The organism is Streptomyces sp. ATexAB-D23, from assembly GCF_000373645.1.
Classification (GTDB): Bacteria; Actinomycetota; Actinomycetes; order Streptomycetales; family Streptomycetaceae; genus Streptomyces; species Streptomyces castrisilvae.
The window spans coordinates 262,867-289,582 of sequence record NZ_KB892024.1; the positions used below are offsets into that span (position 1 = coordinate 262,867).

General features: G+C 70.0%; 22 protein-coding genes. 11 read left to right on the forward strand and 11 right to left on the reverse strand.

The annotated features are described in order from the left end of the window. Window positions 1–69: 69 nt before the first annotated feature. The 3 genes from B082_RS0121815 to B082_RS0121825 form a co-directional block, all read right to left on the reverse strand. Window positions 70–882 (reverse strand): hypothetical protein, encoded by an 813-nt coding sequence (locus B082_RS0121815; RefSeq protein ID WP_018553940.1) that lies wholly within the window; start codon window positions 880–882, stop codon window positions 70–72. A gap of 180 nt (window positions 883–1,062) precedes the next feature. After that, on the reverse strand, window positions 1,063–2,118 hold the full coding sequence (locus B082_RS0121820; protein ID WP_078622623.1) for a metallophosphoesterase: 1,056 nt from the start codon (window positions 2,116–2,118) through the stop codon (window positions 1,063–1,065). Between the two features lie 173 nt (window positions 2,119–2,291). Next, complete coding sequence (locus tag B082_RS0121825) at window positions 2,292–3,404, reverse strand: LacI family DNA-binding transcriptional regulator (RefSeq protein WP_026250053.1); 1,113 nt, start codon at window positions 3,402–3,404, stop codon at window positions 2,292–2,294. Between the two features lie 371 nt (window positions 3,405–3,775). Between B082_RS0121825 and hisC the strand changes: the two genes are divergently transcribed. The 5 genes from hisC to B082_RS0121850 all read left to right on the forward strand — a co-directional run bounded on the left by hisC (window position 3,776) and on the right by B082_RS0121850 (window position 13,002). Then, a complete protein-coding gene (gene hisC, locus B082_RS0121830) occupies window positions 3,776–4,855 on the forward strand; it encodes a histidinol-phosphate transaminase (RefSeq protein WP_018553943.1) in 1,080 nt (359 codons plus the stop codon). A 239-nt stretch (window positions 4,856–5,094) separates the two neighbouring features. Then, window positions 5,095–6,603, forward strand: a complete 1,509-nt coding sequence (locus B082_RS0121835) for a cytochrome ubiquinol oxidase subunit I (RefSeq protein WP_018553944.1) — start codon at window positions 5,095–5,097, stop codon at window positions 6,601–6,603. A gap of 18 nt (window positions 6,604–6,621) precedes the next feature. After that, entirely contained in the window at window positions 6,622–7,623 is a 1,002-nt protein-coding gene (cydB, locus tag B082_RS0121840) for a cytochrome d ubiquinol oxidase subunit II (RefSeq protein WP_018553945.1), read from the forward strand. A gap of 45 nt (window positions 7,624–7,668) precedes the next feature. Then, window positions 7,669–11,190 carry a thiol reductant ABC exporter subunit CydD gene (gene cydD, locus B082_RS0121845; protein ID WP_018553946.1) on the forward strand — a complete coding sequence of 1,174 codons (3,522 nt, stop codon included), beginning with the start codon at window positions 7,669–7,671 and terminating at the stop codon, window positions 11,188–11,190. A 60-nt stretch (window positions 11,191–11,250) separates the two neighbouring features. Next, complete coding sequence (locus tag B082_RS0121850) at window positions 11,251–13,002, forward strand: GAF domain-containing sensor histidine kinase (protein ID WP_018553947.1); 1,752 nt, start codon at window positions 11,251–11,253, stop codon at window positions 13,000–13,002. A gap of 63 nt (window positions 13,003–13,065) precedes the next feature. Here B082_RS0121850 and B082_RS0121855 read toward each other — a convergent pair whose 3' ends face one another. The 5 genes from B082_RS0121855 to B082_RS0121875 all read right to left on the reverse strand — a co-directional run bounded on the left by B082_RS0121855 (window position 13,066) and on the right by B082_RS0121875 (window position 16,888). Continuing rightward, window positions 13,066–13,932: a Cof-type HAD-IIB family hydrolase gene (locus B082_RS0121855; RefSeq protein ID WP_018553948.1), complete on the reverse strand. Its 867-nt coding sequence runs from the start codon at window positions 13,930–13,932 to the stop codon at window positions 13,066–13,068. A gap of 202 nt (window positions 13,933–14,134) precedes the next feature. After that, window positions 14,135–15,178: a hypothetical protein gene (locus B082_RS0121860; RefSeq protein WP_018553949.1), complete on the reverse strand. Its 1,044-nt coding sequence runs from the start codon at window positions 15,176–15,178 to the stop codon at window positions 14,135–14,137. Between the two features lie 180 nt (window positions 15,179–15,358). Next, window positions 15,359–15,673: a hypothetical protein gene (locus B082_RS0121865; RefSeq protein ID WP_026250054.1), complete on the reverse strand. Its 315-nt coding sequence runs from the start codon at window positions 15,671–15,673 to the stop codon at window positions 15,359–15,361. A gap of 193 nt (window positions 15,674–15,866) precedes the next feature. Further along, window positions 15,867–16,304, reverse strand: coding sequence for a PASTA domain-containing protein (locus B082_RS0121870; RefSeq protein WP_234018203.1), 438 nt, complete (start codon window positions 16,302–16,304; stop codon window positions 15,867–15,869). Window positions 16,305–16,366: 62 nt separating this feature from the next. After that, entirely contained in the window at window positions 16,367–16,888 is a 522-nt protein-coding gene (locus B082_RS0121875; protein ID WP_018553952.1) for a SigE family RNA polymerase sigma factor, read from the reverse strand. Between the two features lie 292 nt (window positions 16,889–17,180). Between B082_RS0121875 and B082_RS0121885 the strand changes: the two genes are divergently transcribed. Continuing rightward, window positions 17,181–18,128, forward strand: a complete 948-nt coding sequence (locus B082_RS0121885) for an LLM class flavin-dependent oxidoreductase (protein WP_018553954.1) — start codon at window positions 17,181–17,183, stop codon at window positions 18,126–18,128. 46 nt (window positions 18,129–18,174) lie between these two features. Here the strand turns inward: B082_RS0121885 and B082_RS0121890 are convergent, their stop codons facing one another. The 3 genes from B082_RS0121890 to B082_RS0121900 all read right to left on the reverse strand — a co-directional run bounded on the left by B082_RS0121890 (window position 18,175) and on the right by B082_RS0121900 (window position 21,723). Continuing rightward, a complete protein-coding gene (locus B082_RS0121890; RefSeq protein WP_018553955.1) occupies window positions 18,175–18,717 on the reverse strand; it encodes an RNA 2'-phosphotransferase in 543 nt (180 codons plus the stop codon). Between the two features lie 163 nt (window positions 18,718–18,880). Beyond that, window positions 18,881–19,855: a MerR family transcriptional regulator gene (locus B082_RS0121895; RefSeq protein ID WP_026250057.1), complete on the reverse strand. Its 975-nt coding sequence runs from the start codon at window positions 19,853–19,855 to the stop codon at window positions 18,881–18,883. Window positions 19,856–19,944: 89 nt separating this feature from the next. Continuing rightward, window positions 19,945–21,723, reverse strand: a complete 1,779-nt coding sequence (locus B082_RS0121900) for an SDR family oxidoreductase (protein WP_018553957.1) — start codon at window positions 21,721–21,723, stop codon at window positions 19,945–19,947. 322 nt (window positions 21,724–22,045) lie between these two features. Here B082_RS0121900 and B082_RS0121905 point away from each other — a divergent pair, with 322 nt between their 5' ends. The 5 genes from B082_RS0121905 (at window position 22,046) to B082_RS0121925 (ending at window position 26,638) form a co-directional block, all read left to right on the forward strand. Further along, window positions 22,046–23,104 (forward strand): ABC transporter ATP-binding protein, encoded by a 1,059-nt coding sequence (locus B082_RS0121905; RefSeq protein WP_199783828.1) that lies wholly within the window; start codon window positions 22,046–22,048, stop codon window positions 23,102–23,104. Then, the gene (locus B082_RS0121910) at window positions 23,094–24,002 is read left to right on the forward strand and encodes an ABC transporter permease (RefSeq protein WP_018553959.1); all 909 of its coding nucleotides are present in this window, start codon (window positions 23,094–23,096) and stop codon (window positions 24,000–24,002) included. The genes B082_RS0121905 and B082_RS0121910 overlap by 11 nt, the downstream gene beginning before the upstream one ends. After that, window positions 23,999–24,910, forward strand: a complete 912-nt coding sequence (locus B082_RS0121915; RefSeq protein WP_018553960.1) for an ABC transporter ATP-binding protein — start codon at window positions 23,999–24,001, stop codon at window positions 24,908–24,910. Before B082_RS0121910 ends, B082_RS0121915 begins: the two co-directional genes overlap by 4 nt. A gap of 23 nt (window positions 24,911–24,933) precedes the next feature. Then, the gene (locus B082_RS0121920) at window positions 24,934–25,653 is read left to right on the forward strand and encodes an ABC transporter permease (protein ID WP_018553961.1); all 720 of its coding nucleotides are present in this window, start codon (window positions 24,934–24,936) and stop codon (window positions 25,651–25,653) included. A 292-nt stretch (window positions 25,654–25,945) separates the two neighbouring features. Then, the gene (locus B082_RS0121925) at window positions 25,946–26,638 is read left to right on the forward strand and encodes a hypothetical protein (protein ID WP_026250058.1); all 693 of its coding nucleotides are present in this window, start codon (window positions 25,946–25,948) and stop codon (window positions 26,636–26,638) included. Window positions 26,639–26,716 lie beyond the last annotated feature (78 nt).

Consider the following 26,716-nt stretch of genomic DNA (forward strand, 5'->3'; position numbering starts at 1 on the left):
GCCTCAGCCCAGCCCAGCCCAGCCCAGCGCCCCAGCCTCAGTCCCAGGTCCCGGCCCGCGCTCGCCCGGTCAGTCCAGTTCGTGTTCCGGGCCGCCGAAGTCGGGGCTGCTGAAGTCCGGACTGGTGAACGTGGGACGGGGGGCCGCGGCCGGGCCGTCGTCCGGACCCGCGAAGTCCGGCCTGCTGTAGCCGATCTTCGGCAGACGGCTGGCCGGACGGTACGGGGCCGGGGCGGCGGGGCCGGCCGCGGGCTGGGCGAGCGCGTCGCGCAGGAAGGGCAGGATGCCCCGCTCCAGCAGGGCCTGCCGCCAGGCGTCCTTGGCCTGGGCCACGTCGTCGGGCAGGGCCTCGCCGCCTCCCCGGGCCGCCCGTGACGTCGAGCCGTTGCGCAGGGCGGCGACCAGGAGGCCGACGGCGGCGACGAAGATGGCGGCGGCGGTGACGACGGCGAAGAACCAGCCGGCGCCGACCATGGTGGTGGCGAACGCCGGTGGTGGTTCCAGCATCTTCAGGATGTAGCCGACCAGCAGGAAGATGAGCGCGGCGGTGCCGGCCAGCATCGGCGCCAGGACGGTGACGACGGCGCCTATGCCGGCGCCGGTCCGGCCGGGGTCGTCCGGCGCGCGGGCCGCGTCCCGGTCGCAGAGCGCGGCACGGACCTCGTCGCGGGTCTTCACGTAGTGCTCGTACTCGGTGGCGGCCGTGGCGGTGATCAGGGCGACGGCCGCCAGCGCCATGGTGCGCAACTGGACCGCGTTGAGGCGTTCGCCCAGTGCGGCCAGTTCCGGTCGTTCATGAGCGTGACGCAGTGCGTCGTCGAGGAGCCGTTCGTACTCGGGCCGGTCCTCGGTCAGCAGGTGCGGAGCGCTGTTCATGTGCATCCCCCGATGCTCCGTCGGGCCTGTGTGCCCGCTCTGGCCGGGCAGTTGGGCGGAAACGGAGGAGAGCCTGCTACTGGTACGCCGATGGTAGAGCGCTCAGCGCGCGGGGTGACAGAGGGTTTCCAGAATTAGCCCGGTGCTCGATGTGCTCAGGCCGGGATGCGCCTTCCCCCGGGCACGTCAGTCATGCAGCGGCAGTTGGACGACCAGTAGCTTTCCGGCCATGGTCACCCCGCCGTCCATGGCGATGGCGAGCCCGTCCGCGTACACATGCGGACCGTCGACCTGCGGGCCGGCCCCGTCCTCGCCGTCCTCCGGACCGACCTCGCCGGTCAGATACGGAATGGGGCTGTGACCATGGACGACGCGTCGGCCGCCGTAGGCCGACATCAGCTCCTGGACGGCCTGCGCGCCCGACTCGTCCCGGAAGGCGAACCGCTTGGTCAGCTTGCGGAACAGGTCCCAGCACTCGTCGGCGTCGTTGCGCGTGAGAATGGCGTGCACCGTGTCGTTGACGTCCTCGATGGTGGAGCCGTAATCGAGGTACGCCGTCGTGTCGGAGTGCATCAGCAGGTGGCCGTCCTCCTCGACGACCGCGTCGAGCCGGGACATCCACTGGAGGTGGACGTCCTGGAGGCGCTCCATGTCCGTCTTCTGGCCGCCGTTGAGCAGCCAGGCGGCCTGGAAGGTGGCGGTGCCCGCGCCGGAGTTCACCGGGGTGTCGGCGAACCGCTTGGCGCCGATGAGCAGCAGTTCGTGGTTGCCCATGAGGGCCTTGCAGTAGCCGCCGGCGGCCGCCGCCTCGGCGGAGAGCCGCATGACGAGGTCGATGACGCCGATGCCGTCGGGCCCCCGGTCGGTGAAGTCACCGAGGAACCAGAGCCGGGCGTTGCCCGCGGACCAGTGGCCGTCGGCGTCGATCAGGCCCTGCTCGGCGAGGGCGGCGACGAGCTCGTCCAGATAGCCGTGGACGTCGCCCACCACGTACAGCGGACCGAGACCCGGTTCCGTGGTGGGGCGCGGTTCTGGCACGGCCTGCACCTGGGAGGGTCTTTCGACGATGACGGGAAGGTCGCGCGCCGTCGGCGTGTACCCCTCCGGCGGCTCACCACCCGGGAAGGCATTTCCCGGGTGCGGTGAGGCGGGCGGCGCAGGCGACTGCGCATAGGGCGGTACGCGGAAGTCGCGCAACGTCGCCGTCCGCACCACGGGTTCCTGACCGGCCCCCTGTGTCATCGACCCCTCCACCACCGTCGCGCCGCCGTACACCTGACGGGCCCTGCTGGTCGGGTTGGTCCGCGGTGTCGTGCGCCCATCATAGGAATGCGGATCGTGCTCTGTGACGCACCAGGGGTGGTGAATCCTTCCGCATGCCAGGTTCATCGGTCGATTGGTCCCAATTGGGCTGATCAATCCCCTGCCGGGGAACGCGGCGCACTGACCGTGGTGCGGGGCGGACGGCGTTGCGAGGACGTCCGGACGATGAGCTCTGTCGGTATCACCCGCTCCAGCGGACCGTCGTGGTCGACGCCCTCGATGGCGTCGATGAGCAGCTGGACGACCGCCGTGCCGATTCTGCGCGGCTTCAGCGAGAGCGTCGTGATGGGCGGCTCGGTCGTCGCGTAGACCGTTGACTCGCTGCAGCAGACGAGCAGCAGGTCCTCGGGGACGCGCAGCCCGTAGCGGCGGGCGGCCGCCAGCAGATCCGTGCCGTTGGGGTCGAAGAGCCCGTAGACGGCGTCGGGGCGGTCCGGGCGGGCCAGCAGCCGGTCGGCGGCCACGGCGCCCGCGCACGGGTCGTGCGCCGGATAGGACTCGTACACCGGGTCCTGCCCCACGCGCTCGCACCAGTGGAGGTAGGCGCTGGTGGACAGCCGGGTGTACGTGTCGGTCGTGGTGCCGGTGAGCAGGCCGATACGGCGGGCCCCGGCGGCGGCGAGGTGGTCGAGTAGGTCGAGCACGGCGGCCCGGTGGTCGTTGTCCACCCAGGCGGTGACCGGGAGCGACCCGGCGGGCCGGCCATCGGAGACGACGGGCAGTCCCTGGCGCACCAGCTCGGTGACGACCGGGTCCTGGTCGGAGGGGTCGATGACGACGGTGCCGTCGAGGGCGACGTTCGACCAGACGTCGTGGCGCGAGGTGGCCGGGAGGATGACGAGGGCGTAGCCGCGGGCGAGCGCCGCGGACGTGGCCGCTCTCGCCATCTCCGCGAAGTACGCGAATTCGGTGAAGGTGAAAGGTTCATCCCCGTACGTGGTCACGGTCAGGCCGATCAGGCCCGATTTCCCGGTGCGGAGCGTGCGGGCCGCGGCGGAAGGGCGATAGCCCAGACGCTCGGCGACCTCGCGGACATGGCGGCGGGTGGCGTCCGGGAGCCTGCCCTTGCCGTTGAGGGCGTCGGACACGGTCGTGATGGAGACGCCGGCGGCGGCGGCCACATCGCGGATTCCCGCACGTCCCTGCCTGCCGCCGCGCCGGGGGGTCTCCGTCCGGCTCACCTGGTGCTTCCCTGCTGCTGTCATGGCGAGCCGATAGTAGGGCTCGGGAGGACCCTCGGGCCGGTCGCATATGCACCCATTGACAGGCACGTTTCTGCAAGGTCATTAGGCGTCAAATGCCTTGTGAAGCAAGGACGTTGCTGTGTTGAACCATCATGTGTCATGCGTCCGGCCTGATAGGCCTGGCGACCGACCGATGTCTCGAAGAGGTCTCAACTCACCTCTTCGAGGGACGCGCGCCACGGAGTGAGCCACCGGCGCACGCCATGGCCCGGCGCGCTCCCCCTCATTCCGGGGTCCACCGGACGAATCCACTGTCCACCCGTTCGCAGCGGCGCCCAATCCTCATAAGGTGAGCAGTATTGATGTGAACGGACGGTCGAGGAGGACCTGCGGTGAGCGAGACGAGCCCCAAGCTGCGCGCCGAACTGGACGGCGTTCCCGCCTATGTGCCGGGCAAACCGGCGGCGGTGGACGGACCGGCCGCGTTCAAGCTGTCCTCCAACGAGAATCCGTATCCGCCGCTGCCGGGCGTGATGGAGAGCGCGTTGGCGGCGGCGGCGCACTTCAACCGCTACCCGGACATGGCCTGCACCGGGCTGATGAACGAACTCTCCGACCGTTTCGGCGTGCCGGTCTCGCACCTGGCCACCGGCACCGGCTCGGTCGGTGTGGCACAGCAGCTGCTCCAGGCGACGTCGGGCCCGGGTGACGAGGTGATCTACGCCTGGCGATCCTTCGAGGCGTACCCGATCATCACGCAGATCAGCGGCGCTACCTCGGTGAAGGTGCCGTTGACCGACGGTGAGGTGCACGACCTGGACGCGATGGCGGAGGCGATCACCGACCGTACGCGGATGATCTTCGTCTGCAACCCGAACAACCCGACCGGCACCGGCGTGCGCAGGGCCGAGCTGGAACGATTCCTCGACCGGGTGCCGGGCGATGTCCTCGTGGTGCTGGATGAGGCGTACAGGGAGTTCATCCGCGACACCGAGGTGCCCGACGGTATCGAGATCTACCGGGACCGGCCCAATGTGGCGGTGCTCCGCACGTTCTCCAAGGCGTACGGGCTGGCCGGGCTGCGGGTCGGCTTCGCCGTCGCGCACGAGCCGGTGGCGGCCGCCCTGCGCAAGACGGCGGTGCCGTTCGGGGTCAGCCAGCTCGCCCAGGACGCGGCGGTGGCCTCGCTGCGAGCCGAGGACGAGCTGCTCGGCCGGGTCGGCTCACTGGTGTGCGAGCGGGACAGGGTGCAGGAGACGCTGGCGCGGCAGGGGTGGACGGTGCCCGAGTCGCAGGCGAACTTCGTGTGGCTGCGGCTGGGGGACCGCACCCTCGACTTCGCGGCGGCCTGCGAGAAGGCGGGTGTGGTGGTCAGGCCGTTCGCGGGTGAGGGCGTGCGCGTCACGATCGGCGAGGACGAGGCGAACGATCTGTTCCTGAAGGTGACGGAGTCGTACCGCAAGGAGCTGTAGCCGGCTCCTTCCGGCCGTCCGGGCCCCGTACCTCACGAGGAGGTACGGGGCCCTTTCGCGTGCCCGACGCGGGGTGCGCGAGGAGAGGGGGACCCCGGGCGAAGATCCCGACAAGGTGTGCGCCATAATTGCTTGTGAATGTGAACGCGTTCACAAGCGTGTCCTGCTTCCTCCCGTGATCCGTTGGATTTCACGGACAAATCGTCGGTACGACGGCGATGACGTAAGGAGAAGACGACGTGGAGCTAGCTCTGGCGCCGGAGACCCTGGCGCGATGGCAGTTCGGTACGACGACCGTCTACCACTTCCTCTTCGTTCCTCTGACGATCTCTCTCGCGGCGCTCACAGCCGGCCTGCAGACCGCCTGGGTGCGGACGAACAAGGAGAAGTACCTCAGGGCCACCAAGTTCTGGGGAAAGCTCTTCCTGATCAACATCGCCATGGGTGTCGTCACCGGCATCGTCCAGGAGTTCCAGTTCGGGATGAACTGGTCCGACTACTCGCGGTTCGTCGGTGACATCTTCGGGGCGCCGCTCGCCTTCGAGGCGCTGATCGCCTTCTTCTTCGAGTCCACCTTCATCGGTCTGTGGATCTTCGGCTGGGACAAGCTCCCGAAGAAGATCCACCTCGCCTGCATCTGGCTGGTGTCCATCGGCACCGTGCTCTCCGCCTACTTCATCCTGGCGGCCAACTCCTGGATGCAGCACCCGGTCGGCTACCGCATCAACAAGGAACGCGGACGCGCCGAGCTCACCGACTTCTGGCACGTGCTCACCCAGAACACGGCGCTCGCCCAGTTCTTCCACACCATCACCGCCGCCTTCCTGGTCGGCGGGGCGTTCATGGTCGGCATCGCCGCCTTCCACCTGGCGCGCAAGAAGCACATCCCCGTGATGCGGACCTCGCTGCGGCTGGGGCTGATCACCGTGGTGATCTCCGGCCTCCTCACCGCCGTCAGCGGTGATCAGCTCGGCAAGGTGATGTTCAAGCAGCAGCCGATGAAGATGGCGGCGGCCGAGGCGCTGTGGGACGGGGAGGACGCCGCACCCTTCTCGATCTTCGCCTACGGAGACGTCAGCAAGGGACACAACTCCGTCGAGATCTCGATCCCCGGCCTCCTGTCCTTCCTTGCCGACGACGACTTCCACTCGTACGTCCCCGGCATCAACGACATCAACAAGGCGGAGCAGGAGCGCTTCGGGCCCGGCGATTACCGGCCCAACATCCCGGTCGCCTTCTGGAGCTTCCGGTGGATGATCGGCTTCGGTATGGCCTCCTTCGGCCTCGGCATCCTCGGGCTGTGGCTCACCCGGAAGAAGTTCATGCTGCCCGAGGCGATGCGCACCGGTGAGGACGAGGTGCCGAATCTGGTCCTCTTCAGGAACAAGGCCCTCAGCCCACGGCTGGCCCGGTGCTACTGGATCGTCGCCCTGTGGACCCTGCTCTTCCCGCTGATCGCCAACTCCTGGGGCTGGATCTTCACAGAGATGGGCCGCCAGCCCTGGGTCGTCTACGGCGTGCTCCAGACCCGCGACGCGGTCTCCCCCGGTGTCTCCCAGGGCGAGGTGCTCACCTCGCTGATCGTCTTCACCGCGCTCTACGCGGTGCTCGCGGTCATCGAAGTCAGGCTGCTCCTGAAGTACATCAAGGCCGGACCTCCCGAACTCACGGACGACGACCTGAACCCGCCCACCCGGATCGGCGGCGACCACGAAGACGCCGACCGGCCCATGGCCTTCTCCTACTGAGAGCGCAGGAGCCGAGAGATGGAACTCCACGACGTCTGGTTCGTGCTCATCGCCGTCCTCTGGACCGGCTACTTCTTCCTGGAGGGATTCGACTTCGGGATCGGGGTCCTCACCAAGCTGCTGGCCAGGAACCGCAAGGAACGGCGGGTGCTGATCAACACGATCGGGCCCGTCTGGGACGGCAACGAGGTCTGGCTGCTCAGCGCCGGCGGCGCGACCTTCGCCGCGTTTCCCGAGTGGTACGCCACGCTGTTCTCCGGGTTCTACCTGCCGCTGCTGATCATCCTGCTCTGCCTGATCGTGCGCGGCGTCGCCTTCGAGTACCGGGCGAAGCGGCCGGAGGAGAAGTGGCAGACCAACTGGGAGAACGCGATCTTCTGGACCTCGCTGATCCCCGCCGTGCTGTGGGGTGTGGCCTTCGGCAACATCGTGCGCGGCGTGAAGATCGACGCGGACATGGAGTACGTGGGCAACTTCTGGGACCTCCTGAACCCGTACGCGCTCCTGGGCGGCCTGGTCACGTTCTCCCTCTTCACGTTCCACGGCGCGGTGTTCGCCGGACTGAAGACGGTCGGGGACATCCGGGCCAGGGCGCGCAAGCTGGCCCTGAAGCTGGGTGCCGTCGCGGCGGTGGTCGCGCTCGCCTTCCTGATCTGGACCCAGCTCGACAACGGTGACGGATACAGCCTCATCGCGATGGTCATCGCCGCGGGGGCGCTGGTCGGCGCGATCGCGATGATCGCGGCGGGGCGCGAGGGCTGGTCCTTCGCACTCTCCGGCGTGACCATCGCCGCCGCCGTCGCCATGTTGTTCCTGACGCTCTTCCCGAACGTCATGCCGTCCTCGCTGAACGACGCCTGGAGCCTCACGGTCACCAACGCCTCGTCCAGCCCGTACACGCTGAAGATCATGACCTGGTGCGCAGGGATCGCCACTCCGGTCGTCCTGCTCTACCAGGGGTGGACGTACTGGGTGTTCCGCAAGCGGATCGGCACGCAGCACATCGCCGACGCGCACTGACGCAGCAAGTGTTCTGACCGAGCCGAGCCGCATGGGGTGTTTCACGTGAAACCGATCGACCCGCGTCTGCTCCGCCACGCGCGTGCCACCCGCCTGTTCATGGTGGCCGTGGTGGTTCTCGGCGTGGCCGGGGCGGCGCTGGTCATCGCCCAGGCCATGCTCGTCGCCGAGATCGTGGTGGGCGGCTTCCGGAACGGGCTCACGGCCGGCGGGCTGCGGACCCCGCTCCTTCTGCTCGCTGCGGTCGCGCTCGGCCGGGGCCTGGTCTCCTGGCTCACCGAGCTGGCCGCCCACCGGGCCGGCGCGGCGGTCAAGTCCGAACTGCGCGGACGTCTGCTGGACCGGGCGGCGGAGCTGGGCCCGGACTGGCTGAGCGGGCAGCGCACCGGCTCGCTGGTGACCCTGGCCACCCGGGGGATCGACGCGCTCGACGACTACTTCGCCCGGTACCTGCCACAGCTCGGGCTCGCGGTGGTGGTGCCGGCGGCGGTGCTCGCCAGGGTCGTCACCGAGGACTGGGTCTCGGCGGCGATCATCGTCGTCACACTGCCGCTCATTCCCCTCTTCATGATCCTCATCGGCTGGGCGACCCAGTCGCGGATGGACCGCCAGTGGCGGCTGCTCTCCCGGCTCTCCGGGCACTTCCTCGACGTGGTGGCCGGGCTGCCGACGCTGAAGGTGTTCGGCCGGGCCAAGGCCCAGGCGGAGTCCATCCGCAGGATCACCTCGGAATACCGGCAGGCCACCCTGCGCACTCTGCGCATCGCCTTCCTGTCGTCCTTCGCCCTGGAACTCCTCGCGACGCTCTCGGTGGCCCTCGTGGCCGTCACCATCGGCATGCGGCTGGTCCACGGCGAACTCGACCTCTACACCGGCCTGCTGGTCCTCATCCTCGCTCCCGAGGCCTATCTGCCGATCCGGCAGGTCGGGGCGCAGTTCCACGCCGCTGCTGAGGGGCTCTCGGCAGCCGAGGAGATCTTCGCCGTCCTGGAGACCGATCCCCCCGCGAGCGGCACGCAGGAGGTTCCCGGTTCGCTGCGGCTGGAGCTGGACGGGGTGACCGTCCGGCACGACGGGCGCCTTGAGCCCTCGCTCGCGGCGACCTCGCTGGTGGTGGACGAGGGGGAGACCGTCGCCCTGGTCGGCCCGAGCGGGGTCGGCAAGTCCACCCTGCTGAACACGGTGCTGGGGTTCACGGCCCCCGACGAGGGCCGGGTACGGGTCGGAGGCACCGATCTGGCGGACCTCTCCCTCGAACACTGGCGCCGGCACATCGCCTGGGTGCCGCAGCACCCCCACCTCTTCGCCGGCACCATCGCGGAGAACGTGCGGCTCGCCCGCCCCGCCGCCGACGACAGCGCGGTGACGGCCGCTCTGCGCGACGCGGGGGCCTACGACTTCGTGCGGCAGCTTCCGGACGGCGACCGCACCCTTCTCGGTGAGGACGGGGCGGGGCTCTCCGCCGGCCAGCGTCAGCGTCTCGCGCTCGCCCGCGCCTTCCTCGCCGACCGCCCGGTGCTGCTGCTGGACGAGCCGACCGCGAGCCTGGACGGCGAGACGGAGGCAGGCATCGTCGAGGCGGTACGGAGGCTGGCGGCCGGCCGGACCGTGCTGCTGGTGGTGCACCGGCCGGCGCTGCTGACGGTCGCGGACCGGGTGGTGACCCTGACGACCCCGGCGCCGGGAGCGTCGGCCCCGGAGGCGATCGGGGCCGCACCTCGCCCCGCGAGCGCTCCCGGCGACACCCGGTCCACCGAGCCGGCGCACGAGCCCGAGGCGCTGCGCGAGACCACGGACCGGCGCGGGCATGTGCTCACCCGGGTCCGGGAGGCCGCAGGCGCACAGCGTGGCCGACTGGTGCTCGCCCTCCTGCTGGGAAGCCTCGCCCTCGGTTCGGCCGTCGGACTCATGGCGGTCTCCGGCTGGCTGATCTCCCGTGCCTCCGAACAGCCCCCCGTCCTCTATCTGATGGTCGCGGTCACAGCGACCCGTGCCTTCGGCATCGGGCGGGCGGTCTTCCGCTACGCCGAGCGGCTCGTCTCGCACGACGCGGTCCTGAGGATGCTCGCCGAGCTGCGCGTCGCCGTGTACCGCAGCCTGGAGCGCATCGCACCCGGCGGCCTGCGCAGGACCCGGCGCGGTGACCTGCTCTCGCGGCTGGTCGCGGACGTGGACGCCCTGCAGGACTACTGGCTGCGGTGGTTGCTGCCCGCCGGGACAGCCGTCCTCGTGGGCGTCGCGACCGTCGGGTTCACCGGCTGGCTGCTCCCCCAGGCGGGCCTCGTGCTGGCCGCCGGTCTGCTGCTGGCCGGGATCGGAGTCCCGCTCGTCAGCGGTGCCTGTGCCCGCCGCACCGAAGGGCGCCTGGCCCCCGCGCGCGCCGACCTGGCCACCCGGATCACCGATCTGCTGGGCGGGACGGCCGAGCTGACCGTCGCGGGTGCCCTACCCGGACGCACGGCCAGGGCGCGCGCGGCCGACGCCGTCCTCACCCGGATCGCCTCCCGCGCGGCGACCGCGACCGCGCTCGGCGGTGGCCTCACCGCGCTGATCGCCGGCCTCACCGTCGTGGCCGCCGCACTCGTCTCCCTGCCCGCCGTGGCGGACGGCCGGCTCGCCGGTGTGGAACTCGCCGTCGTCGTCCTGACCCCGCTGGCCGCCTTCGAGGCCGTGACCGGACTGCCGCTCGCCGTCCAGTACCGGCAGCGGGTCAAGCGGAGCGCGGAGCGCGTGTACGAGGTGCTTGACGCCCCGGTGCCCGTCCGCGAGCCCGATGCCCCGGCCGCGGCGCCGGCCACGCCGTTCCCGCTGGAGGTGCGCGGGCTCTCTGCCCGGTACCCGGGAGCCGGGCATGACGCGCTCGACTCCGTCGACCTCACGCTGGAGGCGGGCCGCCGCATCGCCGTCGTGGGCCCCTCGGGGTCAGGCAAGACCACGCTCGCCCAGGTCCTGCTCCGTTTCCTGGACGCGCGGGCGGGGGCCTACCGGATCGGCGGGGTGGACGCGTCCGCCCTGGAGGGGGACACCGTCCGGCGGTTCATCGGTCTGTGTGCCCAGGACGCCCACATCTTCGACAGCTCGCTCCGGGAGAACCTGCGGCTCGCCCGCCCCGCCGCCGCCGAGCCGGAACTGCGCGACGCCCTCGCGAGGGCCCGCCTGCTCGACTGGGCGGAGGCGCTGCCGGACGGGCTGGACACCCTGGTCGGCGAACACGGCGCCCGTCTCTCCGGCGGCCAGCGCCAGCGGCTCGCCCTGGCCCGTGCCCTGCTCGCCGACTTCCCCGTCCTCGTGCTGGACGAGCCCGCCGAGCACCTCGACCTGCCCACCGCCGACGCCCTCACCGCGGACCTGCTGGCGGCGACCGCAGGGCGTACGACGGTCCTGATCACGCACCGGCTCGCCGGTCTTGAGGCCGTCGACGAGGTGGTGGTCCTGGATACGGGCGCGATCGTCCAGCGCGGACCGTACGACGTACTCGCATCGGTGGACGGGCCGCTGCGCCGCATGCTGGCGCGGGAGAAGGAGAGCATGGGGGAGCCGGGTGTGGTGGTGGGTGCGCGGTCCTGAGCGGGGCGCGCACCGAGATTCCGACTTTCCCTTGCAAATAGGACTAACTACGCTCTGGGTATGTCAGAGCAGGACCCGAACCACGCAGAGCCTCCGGCCGGCTTCCAGCAGTCGAAGGACGCACGCGGCGACGCGGCGGAAGCGGCGGACGTGACCCGGAGCCTGCGGGGCCTGCCCGCCGGACTCACCGCCAGGGTGCCGCGGCTCCTGGAAGCCATGCGTTCCGTGGGAACCGGCCTCGAACTGCACTCCACCCTCGACCGGATCTGCGAGACGGCGGCCGAACTGGCCCACGCCCGCTACGCCGCGATCGGAGTCGTGGACCAGGAGGGCCAGGGGCTCTCCGACTTCGTCACTTTCGGCGTCCCTGAGCCGGTGGCGCACGAGATCGGCCGCCGGCCGGACGGCCACCGCGGCCTGCTGGGCGCCCTCCTCCACAACCCGCACCCACTCCGGCTGGCCGACCTGACCGCCGATCCGAGGTTCGCCGGCTTTCCGCGCGGCCATCCCCTGATGCGCACGTTCCTCGGCGTTCCGATCAGGGTCCGGGGGGAGATCTTCGGCAACCTGTACCTGGCCGAGAAGGACGGCGGCGGCGAGTTCAGCGACTACGACCTGCACCTGGTGCGCGTGCTGGCCACGGAGGCCGGGATCGCCATCGGCAATGCCCGGCTGTACGAGGCGGCCCGGCAGCGCGAGCGGTGGATCGACGGTTCGGTCGCCGTGACGACCGCCCTGCTCTCCGGCGGGGACGCCGACGACGCGCTCACGGTCGTCGCCGAACAGGCCCGCCGCCTCGCGGGCTCCGCCGCCGGCATCGTGATGCTGCCCGCCGAGGACGGGGGCCTGGAGATCGTCGCCGTCTCGGCGGAGGACCCGACCGACTCCCTGGGAGTGATCATTCCGGCCCGGAGCCCGGTGGTCGGGATGCTCCTGGGCGGCGAGGCGGTCTTCGTGGACGACTCGGCCACCGACCCCCGCATGATCACCAGGCTGGCGGACCGGTTCGGGCCGAGCATGCTGCTCCCCCTGCACAGCGGAGGCCGGGTGCTGGGCGCGCTCGCCACGCCCCGGGCCAGGGGCGGCCGGCCGTTCACGGAGACGGAACGCACGCTCGCCACCCAGTTCGCCTCGCAGGCGGCGCTGGCCCTGATGATGGCCGAGGCGCAGCGCGACCGGGAACGGCTGGCGGTGTACGAGGACCGCGACCGGATCGCCCGGGACCTGCACGACCTGGTCATCCAGCGGCTGTTCGCCACCGGGATGATGCTGGAGAGCGCTCAGCGGCGTTCGGACGTGCCGGACGTACAGACCGGTGTCGGCCGGGCGGTCGACGAGCTGGATGTGACCATCCAGGAGATCCGTACCGCCATCTTCGCGCTCCAGCAGGAGCCGGCCGAGGCGCCGTCCGGGCTGTGCACCCGGGTCCTGCGCGAGATCAACATGGCCGCCGTTCCGCTCGGCTTCAAACCGTCCCACCGCTTCCTGGGGGCGGTCGACTCGGTGGTCGGCGAGCTGACGGGAAAGAACCTGATCGCGGCGCTCCGGGAGGCGCTGTCCAACGCCTTCCGGCACGCCGGCGCGGCGCGCATCGAGGTGGTCGTCGACGCGACCGCCACGCTGGAGGACGGGCGGGAGGCGGTGCGGCTCTCGGTCGCCGACGACGGGGTGGGCATGCCGGAGGGCGGCCGCCGCAGCGGGCTGCGGAACCTGGCCCGCCGGGCCGAGTCGCTGGGCGGGGCCAGCTGGTTCGGGCCCGGCATCGGAGAGGACGGCGGCGGGACGACGGTGGTGTGGCAGGCTCCGTTGTGAGCGAGGAGGCGTGGGACGGCCCGCTGCCTCAGTGGCCCACGGCCCCGGCGGTACGCCGTCGTGTCAGCATTCCGCGAGGTTGCGCGCGCGGTCGGCGAGGATGCGCTCGATGACGACGGCCACCCCGTCCTCGTTGTTGGTGACGGTACGGCCGGTGGCGGCGGCCAGGGCGGCCGGGTGGGCGTTGCCCATGGCGTACGAGGCGCCGGCCCAGCTCAGCATCTCCACGTCGTTCGGCATGTCACCGAAGGCGACGACCTCGGCTGCCGAGATACCGCGCTCGGCACAGCACAGTTCCAGCGTGCTGGCCTTGGAGACGCCGGGGCCGCTGACCTCGATGAGCGCGGTGGGGCTGGACCGGGTGAAGGACGCCCGCTCCCCGGCGGCTCCACGGGCCAGCGCGAGGAACTCGTCCGGGGCCAGCTCGCCGTGCTGGGCGAGGAGCTTCAGCACGGGGGCACCGGCGCCCGGCGTCTCCTCGTGGAGCAGCTTCTCCGCGACGGCCACGGTCGCGCCGGGGTCGAGGTGGAAGGGCGGATAGCCGGGCTCGTAGTGGATGCCGGTGGTCAGCTCCACGGCGAACGCCGTGCCGGGCGCGGCGGCACGCAGGGTGTGCACCACATCGAGGGCCGCCTCCCGCTCCAGCTCCCGGATCTTCAGCAGGCGGCCGCCCGCGTGCAGATCGGCGACAGCGGCTCCGTTGGCGCAGATGGCCAGTCCGTGACCGTGGACGTGGTCGCTGACGACATCCATCCACCGGGCGGGGCGGCCGGTGACGAAGAAGACCTCGACCCCGGCCTTCTCGGCAGCGGCGAGCGCCCGGACCGTGCGGTCCGAGACGGTCTTGTCGTCGCGCAGGAGGGTGCCGTCCAGGTCCGTGGCGATCAGCCGGGGAGCGACAGGAGCGGACTGTTCGATAGCTGAGGTCACCCGTCCATTCTCCCGTACGAGGGTGCACGGGCGTGCGCAGGGGCGCACATCTGAGTACGCGCGCCCCTGACCAGGGGAACATTCCTCTGGCATATGACAATGTCGTGACCAGGTCCGGGACGGTGTACGGGGCCATCACGGTGCCGACGGGGCCTCAACAGTCCGGGCATCCGCTTGGCGGGGAGCGTGGTGGCGTGCGTGCTCAGCGTGGCCGGCTGCGGAGCAGTTCACTGAGCCGGTCACCGATCACGGACACTCCGGGGCGCTGTTCGGACTCGACGTACCAGGGCTTGCGTCGGCGCAGGAGTGCGTCGCCGTGCTCGCTCCAGGTGAAGTCGGGCCGCCGCAGGAGTTTCTGGAAGACGGTGTCGACGGTTTCCGGGTGTGCGGCGGCCAGTCGGCGGATGGGCAGCGGTGTGATCGACTCCTCGCGCAGATACGTGCGGAGCAGGTCCTGGTGGTGTTTTCGGCCCGGGAGGCCGGGGTTCGCGAACAGGTCCCGCAATGATCCGTAGTCCGCGTAGAAGTTGAGTCCGTCGACCCGGTCATAGATGACGCCGACAGTCTCCGCCTCCGTCAGTTCGGGTGACAGTGTGAAGAGGAGCGGGTTCGGGGCGGCGTGTTGTCCGGCCCGGGGAGAGCCGGGGCGTTGCCCGGCGCCGGCGGCGTGCTGCCGATGGCGGTAGTAGGCATTGATACGCTCCTCGGCTTCCTCGGGCGTGAGGATCAGCTCGTCGCTGCCGAAGAACTCGGCGAAGGCGGCTCGGTCCTCATGCATCGAGCGCCATCCCTGCTCGACTTTCTCCGGGTTGCGGAAGACGAGACCGGGCCGGCCGACGGCCAGGTCAAGGGCCGCGGCGGCGATCTCCGGCGTGGCGCTGCGAGGGTAGGAGGACATCACGCCGGAGAAGAGCCACGCGCCGGGCACTGGTGCCAGCGCTACCAGTCTGGCGCTGAGGAAGCTTCCCTTCGCGACCCTGCGGAGAGCCGTCCGCCCGGCGTTGGCGTAGGTGCGGTACTCAAGGTCGTCGAGCAGGTTGAGCAGGAGCAGGGAGTCGCCGTACCTGCCCCGTACCTCGAAGAGCCCCTCCACAGGGTCACGCCAGGCCAGCACCATCTGCCGGTCGGCACCGGTCAGGGCCGGTCGCCGGGTGATGAAACGGTCGGCGACCGTGTTGCCGTCAGGAAGGCGGTACTGCAGCAGGAAGTGGTCGATGACGTTGGACGCGGTCGCCTCGTCCAGCACCCCTTCGGGACCTACTGCTTCCGACAGGAGTGGATCGAGGAACCGCTCGAAGGGGCGGCTCTCCCCGAACGCTACGAGTTCTTCCTTCAGTTCGGCACTCGGCGTAGGACCTGTGCGAGCTCTGTGAGGGGGTTCATGTCGTGCTCCGACGCGCTTCGGCTCTCGTCCGATTCCTCTTCATCAGCAACCGGACCAGCGCCGGTACGCATCGACCCAGTGCGCTCCCGCCGGGGGCGGTTGCGGCAGGGGCAGCTCCGCCAGGCCGATGTCCTGCCGGAGCCCATTTCGAACGCAACGGGCGACCATGCGGGAGTCGTTCGTGAGGCGGATCTCGACCACGCTCACCTCGACCCCCAGGACAGTCGTGGTGAACGGAACGTCCAGGTGTTCATCGATGATCGCCAGGAATCCGTTGACGGCCTCGACCTCGTCGTACGTGTCAACGGTCGCCTCTTCGATCAGCACGTCCAGTTCGGCGCCGCTCCTCTGTTCCACGCTGCCAGGTTAGCGAGCCTGTGCGCGCCCCGTCGCCCGTCTCCACGAGACCGCCGGCACGGTTGTGTCCGCTGCCGGTGTGCCCGTCCCCCTCCGGCCAATTCCGGTGCGGGGTCTGGTCCGATGTGATGATGTGACGGGCGCCCGCCCCTGATTGACGCAGGGGCGGGCGTCGTATCAGCTCAGGACCTGGTCAGCCGACGCATACGGTGAAGTCGACCGTGTCGCCCTTCTTGACGGTCTTCGGGGCGTGCGGGGACACGCCGAGCACCGAGCCCGGCTTGCAGCCCTTGACGGCCTTCTTGGTGACGGTGCCGAGCTTCGTCTGCGTCTTCTGCATGTACGTCGTGGCCTCGTCCAGGCTCCAGCCCGCGAAGTCGATCGGGATGCTCCGGCCGTTGGGAAAGAGGTACAGCAGGGTAGTGGCGTCGCTGTTGGTGGCCGTGCTGGTGGCCGCCGGGGCCGAGTTGCTGCTGCCGGCGACCGAGGTGGCCAGGGCGGTGCCCCCGCCCGCCGCGATGAGGGCGGTGGCGACAGCGGCGACGCCGATGGTGCGCCTGCGCCGGGTGCGGCGCAGGATCTGGGACGCGTCGAAGTCGGGGGCCTCGGCGGAGTTCGCGAATCGGTTCATGACGTTCATCAGTTCCTCTTCGAAAGGTGTGCAGCCGGAAGGCCATGCGTCGCCGTAAGAGGTCATCGGATTCCTTCCGTGTGCTGCCGTGGTGAAGGGGCGGAGAGCACGGGGATCTGACTTCTGAGTTTCTCGATCCCACGAGCCAGCTGGGAGCGCACCGTGCTGGGCGATATGCCCATGTCGGCTGCGATCTCGGTGTCGGAGAGGTCGTGGAAGTACCGCAGCACCACGACCGTGCGCATCCGCATGGGCAGTTGTTGCAGGGCGCGTACCAACTGGTCCCGGTTGTCCACCTGCCCGAACTCGTCTTCCGGGGCGGCTTTGTCGCCGCTCTCCGGATCGGAGGTCATGCCCGGACGGCGGAACCTGCGCCAGCGGTCGTTGGCCAGGTTCACCATGATCCGCCGCACATAGAGGTCCGGAGCGTCCTTCCCTGCGATGGTGCGCCATTTGCGGCAGGCCCGCTCCAGGGTCTCCTGGACCAGATCCTCCGCTGCCTCACGGTTGCCCGTCAGGACGAAGGCGCCCCGGAACAGCGCGCTCGACCTCGCGGCGACGAAAGCCTGGAAGTCCGTCTCCATGCGCTCCCCCCTTCCTGTCACCCTTCCTCGACGTGAGCACCGCCTCATCTGCTGCACGGCTGCACTGAGATCTGGGTCACAGGAATCGCTGCCGACCGGCGTCACCCGCTCCCCGCGGTGATCCCCCGACGGAACACTCTGCCGGGGGTTGCAGAAGGCGCTGTACGCCACGGCCGTCGAAGCGGCGTCACCGCCACAGGCCAAGGTCGTACGCGACCTCATGCGCGACGTCCGTCGGCTCGGCTGACCGCCACAAGGGAATACGCCCGCCCACACGGATTAAGGTCACGGCATGCGTCTGAGCACTGTCATCCTTCCTATCCACCGCTGGGCCGAAGGCCGGAAGGTCTGGCGCCGGGCCGAGGAGCTCGGCTTCCACACCGCGTACACCTACGACCACCTGTCCTGGCGGAGCTTTCGAGATCAGCCGTGGTTCGGCGCTGTGCCGACTCTCACCGCAGCAGCCGCGGCTACGGAACATATCCGCATCGGTACCCTCGTCACCTCGCCGAACTTCCGCCACCCGGTCACCCTGGCCAAGGAGCTGATCTCGCTCGACGACATCTCGAACGGCCGCGTCACACTGGGGATCGGTGCGGGCGGGAACGGCTTCGACGCGACGACCCTGCTCCGGAGCGACGAGGTGCCGTGGACCCCGCGTCAGCGCGCCGACCGGTTCGGCGAGTTCGTACCGCTGCTGGACGCCCTGTTGCGCGAGCCGGCCGGTTTGTCGTACGAGGGCGAGTTCTACAGCGCCACCGAGGCACGGAACCTGCCCGGCTGTGTGCAGCTCCCGCGCCTGCCGTTCGCCGTTGCCGCCACGGGGCCGCGCGGGCTCGCGCTCGCCGCGCGCTACGGCCAGGCATGGGTGACCACGGGGGACCCGAAGCTGTACGAGGCCGGCAGCGCCGCCGGGTCGTTCGATGCCATCCGCCGGCAGATGGCCGGGCTGGGCCGCGCCTGCGCGGAGGCCGGGCGGGACGTGGCGGAGCTCGACAAGATCGTGCTCACGGGGTTCACACCGGAGTTCAACCCGGCCCTCGCCGGTTCCGGGGCCCGGCCGTTCGACTCCGTGGACGCGTTCGTGGACTTCGCGGGCCGGCACGCGGAGCTCGGCTTCACCGAACTCGTCATCCATGCCCCGGTGCCCGCCGACGGGCCTGGTTTCGACGCGGCGGTGGCGGACGAGAAGCTGTTCGAGGAGATCGCGACCCGGGGCGCGGCCCAGCTGGCCGGCTGACGGGCCGGCGACCGGCCCGGGGGAGGGGACCGCCGCCTGCCCGGCCTCAGCCGGGCAGGCGCAGGAACTCGGCGGGTACGGCGGAAGCGAGCCACACCCCGTTGGCGCTGACATGGAACGTGTGGCCCGCGCGGTGCATGGCGCCCGCGTCCACGGAGAGGACGACGGGCCGGCCGCGTCGGGCCCCCACACGGGTGGCGGTCTCGCGGTCGGGCGAGAGATGGACATGGGTGCGGTTCATCGGGCGCAGCCCTTCGGCCCGGATCGCGTCCAGGGCCCGGCCGACCGTGCCGTGGTAGAGATACGCGGGCGGTTCGGCCGGCGGCAGGCCCAGGTCCACGTCCACGGTGTGCCCCTGGCTCGCCCGGATGCGGTCGCCTTCGACGGCGAAGCGCTGTTTGTCGTTCGAGAGGACGACACGGTCGAGCTCCGCCCGGGTGACGGGGAAGTGGTGGCGGGCCGCCGCGTGCAGCAGCTCGTCGATCGGCACCCAGCCATGGGCGTCGAGCGTGATTCCGATGCGCTCGGGCTGGTGTCGCAGGTGTCTGGAGAGGTACTTGGACACCTTGATGGTGCGTCTTTCGTCCATGCCCTCAGCGTCCTCCCGCCGTACCTCCCCACGCATCCGCATTTTTTTTGCCGACGCTTCGCCGACACTTCGGCGAAGCGACTTTTGTGCACAGGTTTGATCCACAGCCAACTTGAGTTATCCACAGGGTGATTGGGGAATCTGTGGACAAGTAGCGTGTCGATTAAGGCATTTGGCCAATTTGTCGGCTTTGTGCGGTGGATGAGGTGAGGGTGTCCAAAGCCCGTTTGTTCACCTCTCGTTCGGTGGCCGCCGTGACGAACTCGGCGATGTGGTCCCGCCCAACCAAGCGCTCCACCGCCTCGATTGTGGCCCCGGGCAAGGAGACGGCGCCTCGCTGACGGCCGGCCGGGACCGTGGGTCCGGGCCCATCCGCAGCGAGGTGGTGATCCAGATGCCGGGTCGCGAACAGCCGCATCGCCCGAGCCAGTTCGGCATCCACCGTCTGCTGGGCCAGCGGCCGCAGCCGCCGCACCATCGATGCCGCGTCGGCCGCGTCCGCATCGGTCGGGGGGCGGTGTCCCAGATACCGGGCGAACACATGCTCGGTGGTGAACTCCAGGAACCGGCTTGCTATCTGCTCGACCTGTCCGCGAAGCTCCCGCAGCTGTCCGGAGATTGCGGTGAGTGGCACGCCGGCCGCGTACAACTCGGCAGCCACCGCCAGCTCCTGGGGGCTCGGGACGAGGAACTCGTCGTCGTGTCCGGGGACCGGTTCAAGGACGCCCAGCTCCACCGCCTCTGCGACGGACTGCTCGTCCGCGACACCGACGAATTTCTCGGCGAGTTCGGCACGGGTGATGCGGGCGGCCCGTTCGTCGGTCCAGGGGCCGTGGACCTCGGCGACGAGCCCGAGCACTCCTTCGAGCCCCCGGCCCGTGTCCCATGCGTCAAGCAACTCCTTGATGCTGGCCAGGGTGTAGCCGCGGTCCAGCAGATCGGCGATCTGCCGGAGCCGGGCGAGATGGGTGCCCCGGTACACATTGGCCCGGCCCCGCCGCTCCGGGGTCGGCAGCAGCCCGCGGTCCTGGTAGGCGCGGATGGTGCGTACCGTGGCGCCGCTGGCGTGCGCCAAGTCCTCAATCCGGTACTCGGCGGCCTCCCACCCACCGGCCGAGACCGCTTCCGCCCCCGACAACGCCCCACTGGCCGAGGCCACTTCCACATCCGAGGACGCCCCGCCGGCCGATGACCCGCCCGCCGGGGCCCGACCCGTTCCGGCCCGGCTCACAGCGGCGGCTTCAGCCGGGCGAGGCCGCGCAGTGCGCCGGGACCGACCCGGGACAGGAAGCGCACGGCATGGGACTCCGGCGTCACCGGAACGACGGCCTGGTTGCGCACGACCGCCCGGAGCACCGCGGCGGCGACCTTCTCCGGCGGATAGTTCCGGGCGCCGTACAGCTTGCCGGCCTTCTGCCGCATCCGCTGTTCCTCCGCGGCGTCCGTGCCCACGAAGCGTGCCGTCGAGGTGATTCCGGTGTTGACGATGCCGGGGCAGATCGCGCTGACCCCGATCGACTTCTCGGCGAGCTCGGCACGCAGGCACTCACTGAGCATCAGGACGGCGGCCTTCGACGTGCTGTACGCGGGCAGCGCGCGGGACGGCTGGAACGCCGCCGCCGACGCGGTGTTGACGATGTGCCCGCCCTGGCCGCGCTCGGCCATCTGCCTGCCGAAGAGCCGGCAGCCGTGGATCACGCCCCACAGGTTCACGTCGAGGACGTTCTTCCAGTCCTCGATGGTCGTGTCCAGGAACGGCCCGGACAGTCCGATGCCCGCGTTGTTGACCAGGACATCCACCACGCCGTACGCGTCGGCGACCCGGGCGGCGAGCTTCTCCATGGCCTGTTCGTCGCCCACGTCCACCGTCTCGGCCCAGGCCTGCGGGGCGCCTGCCCGCCTGGCGGACTCGGCGGTCCTCTCGGCCCCCTCCGCGTCCCGGTCGACGGCCACCACCCGGGCACCCGCCCCGGCGAAAGCCAGTGCCGTGGCCCGGCCGATGCCGCCCGCCGCCCCTGTCACCAGCACGAGTTGGCCGCCGAACCGCTCCGCGTACCGTCCCTTCGCCCCGGCTTCCACCGGCAGGCCGGTCTCCCGGGCCGATTCGGCCGCTGCGGCGAACTCCCCGACCCAGGAAGCGATCCGGTCCGGCCTGGTGCGCGGGACCCAGTGCTTGGCGGGGAGCGAGCGACGGGTCAACTGCGGTACCCAGGCGTCGAGTCCGTCGTAGAGCCTCTCGGAGAGGAACACGTCCCCGGTCGGTGTGATCAGCTGCACCGGCACGTGCGCGTACGCGTCGGCGCGCGGCCTGCGCAGCCGGGAGCGGACGTTGTCGCGGTAGAGCCAGGCTCCGTGTGCCGCGTCGTGGGGCAGCGAGGGCGTCGGGTAGTCGCCCTGCGGCACGCTCTCCAGGCGCTCCAGGATGCCCGGCCACCGCTTGCCGAGCGGCCCGCGCCAGGCCAGCTCCGGCAGGACCGGGGTGTGCAGGAGGTACACGTACCAGGACTTGGCTCCCTGCCCGAGGAGCTGGCCGACCCGGCGCGGGGTGGGCCGGGTCATCCGCTGCTTGATCCAGTGACCGAAGTGGTCCAGGGACGGGCCGGACATCGAGGTGAAGGAGGCGATCCGGCCCTCCGTACGGCTGACCGTCGCGAACTCCCAGGCCTGCACGGAACCCCAGTCGTGCCCGACGAGATGCACCGGCCGGTCCGGGCTCACGGCGTCGGCCACGGCCAGGAAGTCGTCGGTCAGCTTCTCGAGCGTGAAACCGCCGCGCAACGGCTTGGGCGCCGTCGATTCGCCGTGGCCACGCACGTCGTACAGCACGACATGCCACTCCTCCGCGAGCCGCACGGCGACCTGGGTCCAGACCTCCTTGCTGTCCGGATAACCGTGCACGAGCACGATCGTCGGGCGCGAAGCCTCCCCCAGCTCGACCACGCACAACTCGATACCGCCCGTGGCCACCCGGCGCTCGCGCGCCCCCGGCACATCGCGCAGATTCACGACACCACCCTCTTTCCGGACTCCCCCGTGCCCGCAGGCCGTTCGTACATCACTCGCGAGGCCATGCCACCGTCCGTTCCCTGCCGTGTGCGGTACGTATCCGTAACGTGACACTGATGAATGTGACAATGTCCGGCGGCTGCGTCAAGGGGTGTGCGCGGCCTGTGGACAACTCTCTGTGCACGCCTGTCACGACCGGCGCCCCGTGACTGCTGTAGTCCTTCTTGAGGGCCCCTTACGGGTCCCCTACAACTGGAGTCTGACGTCGAACCAACCGCCAGGTCTGACGACTGCTGTGGTGCGCGCCACTACCGTCGTTCCTGTGAATGTCATCGCTACCGAAGGCCTGAGTAAGCGGTTCCCCCGGGTGACCGCGCTTGACCGGCTCTCCTTGGACATCGGACCGGGTGTGACCGGGCTGGTGGGTGCCAACGGAGCCGGCAAGTCCACGTTGATCAAGATCCTGCTGGGTCTGTCCCCCGCGACCGAGGGCCGGGCGGCGGTGCTCGGGCTCGACGTGTCGACCAGCGGCGCCGCCATCCGGGAACGGGTCGGCTACATGCCGGAGCACGACTGCCTGCCACCCGATGTCTCGGCCACCGAGTTCGTCGTCCACATGGCGCGCATGTCCGGGCTGCCACCGACCGCCGCCCGCGAGCGCACCGCCGACACACTGCGCCACGTCGGCCTGTACGAGGAGCGCTACCGCCCCATCGGCGGCTACTCGACGGGCATGAAGCAGCGCGTGAAGCTCGCCCAGGCGCTGGTCCACGACCCACAGCTGGTCCTGCTGGACGAGCCGACCAACGGGCTCGACCCGGTCGGGCGCGACGAGATGCTCGGCCTGATCCGCCGGATCCACACCGATTTCGGCATCTCGGTGCTGGTCACCTCGCACCTGCTCGGCGAGCTGGAACGCACCTGCGACCACGTTGTCGTCATCGACGGCGGAACGCTCCTGCGCTCCAGCTCCACCAGTGACTTCACACAGACCACCACGACCCTCGCGATCGAGGTCACCGACAGCGACACCCATCCCGACGGCACCGACGCCCTGCGCCGTGCCCTCACCGACGCGGGCGTCGAACTCATCGGCCTGGACGGGCTGGACACACAGGGGCTGCCCGGCGCCGGCCACATCCTGCTGATCGAGGCGACCGGCGAGGAGACCTACGACCTGGTCCGCGACAGCGTCGCCGGGCTCGGACTCGGCCTCGTACGGATGGAACAGCGCCGCCACCACATCGCCGAGGTGTTCCGCAACGGCGAGGCAGCGGCGGCGCGGACGGCGGCGGTCCCGGCCGGAGTCGTACCGCAGAGCGGCCCCGCAGAGCAGACCGGACCCGTCCAGCAGAAGGGGAGCGGTCGCGATGAGCACTGAGACCGGCGCCGCGACCGGGAGCGAGACCTCCCGGATCCACAACATCGGCTACCGCGCCTACGACGGCCCGCGCCTGGGCCGCGCCTACGCCCGCCGCTCGCTGTACTCGCAGTCCCTGCGGGGCTCCTTCGGACTCGGCCGCTCGGTCAAGTCCAAGGTGCTTCCGATGCTGCTGTTCGGCGTGATGTGCCTGGTGGCGGCGATCATCGTGGCCGTGGCCATCGCCACCCCCGACTCCACGAAGCTCCCCATCAAGTACACATCGTTCGCGATCTACCTCCAGGCCGTCATCGGCCTGTTCATCGCCTCACAGGCGCCGCAGGCGGTCTCCAGGGACCTGCGGTTCAAGACCGTGCCGCTGTACTTCTCGCGTCCGATCGAGCGCAGCGACTACGTCATCGCCAAGTTCGCCGCCATGGCCTCGGCGCTGTTCGTGCTCACCGGTGCGCCCCTCGTGATCCTCTACATCGGCGCGCTGCTGGGGAAGTTCGACTTCGCGGACCAGACCGAGTGGTTCGCCCAGGGGATGGTTTCGGTGGCCCTGCTGTCCGTGCTCTTCGCCGGCCTCGGCCTCGTGATGGCCGCGTTCACCCCGCGCCGCGGCTTCGGTGTCGCCGCCGTCATCGCGCTGCTGACCATCACCTACGGCGCGGTCTCCACCGTCCAGGGCATCGCCTGGTCGACCGAGTCCGAAGGCGCGGTGAAGTGGCTGGGGCTGTTCTCCCCGATCACGCTGATCGACGGTGTGCAGACCGCTTTCCTCGGTGCCTCCTCGGCCTTCCCCGGAGGGTACGGTCCGGGTGCCGGCGCCGGAGTCGTGTATCTGCTCGTTGTCCTCGCGCTCGTCGCCGGCTCGTACGCCGTACTGATGCGCCGCTACCGGAAGGTCGGCCTGTGACCACCATCGAGATCGACCACACCTCCCGCTGGTTCGGCAACGTGGTCGCCGTCAACGACGTGAGCATGACCGTGGGACCTGGCGTCACCGGTCTGCTCGGACCCAACGGCGCCGGCAAGTCGACGCTGATCAACATGATGGCCGGATTCCTCGCCCCGTCGACGGGGACGGTCACGCTGGACGGCAAGCCGATCTGGCGCAATGAGGCGGTGTACCGGCAGATTGGCATCGTGCCGGAGCGGGAAGGCATGTACGACTTCCTCACCGGCCGCGAGTTCGTGGTGGCCAACGCCGAACTGCACGGTCTGGGCGACGCCGAGGCGGCCGCGGCGCTGGCCACGGTCCAGATGGAGTACGCGCAGGACCGCAAGATCTCGACGTACAGCAAGGGCATGCGCCAGCGCGTGAAGATGGCGTCCGCGCTGGTCCACAACCCGTCCGTGCTGCTGCTCGACGAGCCGTTCAACGGGATGGACCCGCGTCAGCGGATGCAGCTGATGGACCTGCTGCGGGAGATGGGAGCGGAGGGCCGGACGGTCCTCTTCTCCTCGCACATCCTCGAAGAGGTCGAACAGCTCGCCTCGCACATCGAGGTGATCGTGGCAGGTCGGCACGCGGCGTCCGGTGACTTCCGCAGGATCCGCAGGCTGATGACGGACCGCCCGCACCGCTATCTCGTACGGTCCAGCGACGACCGGGCCCTGGCCGCCGCGCTCATCGCCGATCCGTCGACGGCTGGGATCGAAGTGGACCTGAGCGAGAACGCTTTGCGTATCCAGGCGATCGATTTTGGCCGCTTCACCACGCTGTTGCCCAAGGTCGCACGCGAGCAGGGCATTCGTCTGCTGACCGTTTCACCGTCCGACGAGTCCCTCGAATCGGTCTTTTCCTATCTCGTAGCGGCCTGAGGCCGACAAGGAGCTGTGACGTCATGTACGACCCCACAGTCGCCCGGCTCACCTACCGGGCGCTGCTCGGCCGGCGCCGGGCCGCCATCCTCTTCGTCCTGCCCGCGCTCCTGATCGTCATCGCGGTGGCGGTACGGATGTTCGCCGGGGCCGACGACCAGATGACCTCGGACGTGCTCGCCGGATTCGCCATCGCCACCATGGTGCCGCTGATCGGCGTCATCGCCGGTACGGGCGCCATCGGGCCGGAGATCGATGACGGTTCGATCGTGTACCTGCTGGCCAAGCCGGTGAGCCGGCCGACGATCATCTTCACCAAGCTGATCGTGGCGATCGCGGTGACCATGGTGTTCTCGGCCGTGCCCACCTTGCTCGCCGGCCTGATCCTCAACGGCAACGGCCAGCAGATCGCGGTGGCCTACACCATCGCCGCCCTGGTCGCCTCGATCGCCTACAGCGCGCTGTTCCTGCTGCTGGGGACCGTGAGCCGGCACGCGGTGGTCCTGGGTCTCGTCTACGCGCTGGTGTGGGAGGCCTTCTTCGGCAGCCTGGTGCCCGGCGCGCGGACGCTCAGTGTGCAGCAGTGGGCGCTCGCGCTGGCGGAGAAGACCGGCGGTAACGGCACGATCACCTCGGACGTGGGCCTGCCGCTCGCCACCATCCTGCTCGCCGTGGTCACCGTCGTGGCGACCTGGTACGCGGGGCAGAAGCTGCGCGCCCTGAAGCTCGCCGGCGAGGAGTGAGCGCGAACCCTCCGACATGCGACAGCCCCCCGGTCTTCGGCCGGGGGGCTGTCGCATGTCGGACAGTCTTACGCGTAACTGTACGGTTATCGGTGCGTTGTTCACGGTGCGTGGAGGCAACTGGAATCCGTGGCGTCGTAGCGTTCGTGAAATATGTGATGGCCGATGCGGCGGGGGATCACCCGCCGGTCGGTTCCTGGAGTGAGTGGCAACCGTGAGCGTCCTCCGCCCCTGAAGCCCGGGGAGAGGGCCGTCCATTCCCCCGTAGCTTTCACGAACGGAAGGCATGCTCATGGCGACAGAAATGGCCCTACTCGAATCCCGCGCGCTGCGTGACGAACAGATGGGGCGCGTCGACGTCCTGGACAAGGTGAAGTGTCTTGTCATGCTCCCGGACGGTATTCACGTTCGCACAGAGGACGTGGCTCGTTACTTCGAAGTATCCACAAGGGCGGTCCGGAGGCTGACCGACCGGCATCAAAGCGAGCTTCTGGGAAACGGCATGCGCGTGCTTCGAGGCTCTGAGCTGCATGTCTTCCATAGCGACATGCTGTCGCTATGGAGCGGCGAAGGTGCCGAAAGTTATCCACAGGCTGCCACTCAGCTCCGCCTCTACACCCGTAGGGCCGTCCTTAACGTCGCCATGCTTCTTCGCGACAGCGACGTTGCCCGGTGCGTGCGTACGTATCTGCTCGACGCCGAACAGGACCTGCGCGCGGGATACGCGTCGCTCGAACACCGCGTCACCCGGGTCGAGAACCACCTGGCCGGGGTGGGCACCGCGCTTCAGGAGCTGGGCCCGGTCCTCGGCCGGATGTCGCACCGGCTCGACAGCCTCGACCGGCGGCTGGAGGTCACCCATCAGGTCGTCGGCTCCATGAGCGTCCGGCTGGGCGGAGTCTCCGAGGACGTGGCCCGGCTCGACGGCCGCATGGACGCGCTCGCCCGCAATCTGAAGGAGCTCAACCGCCGCAACAAGCGCTGATCCGGCCGCAGCGGGCCCAGGAGCAGAGTAGAAAAGGCTCGGGGACCGAGGCGGTGCCCCGGTCCCCGAGCCGCACGG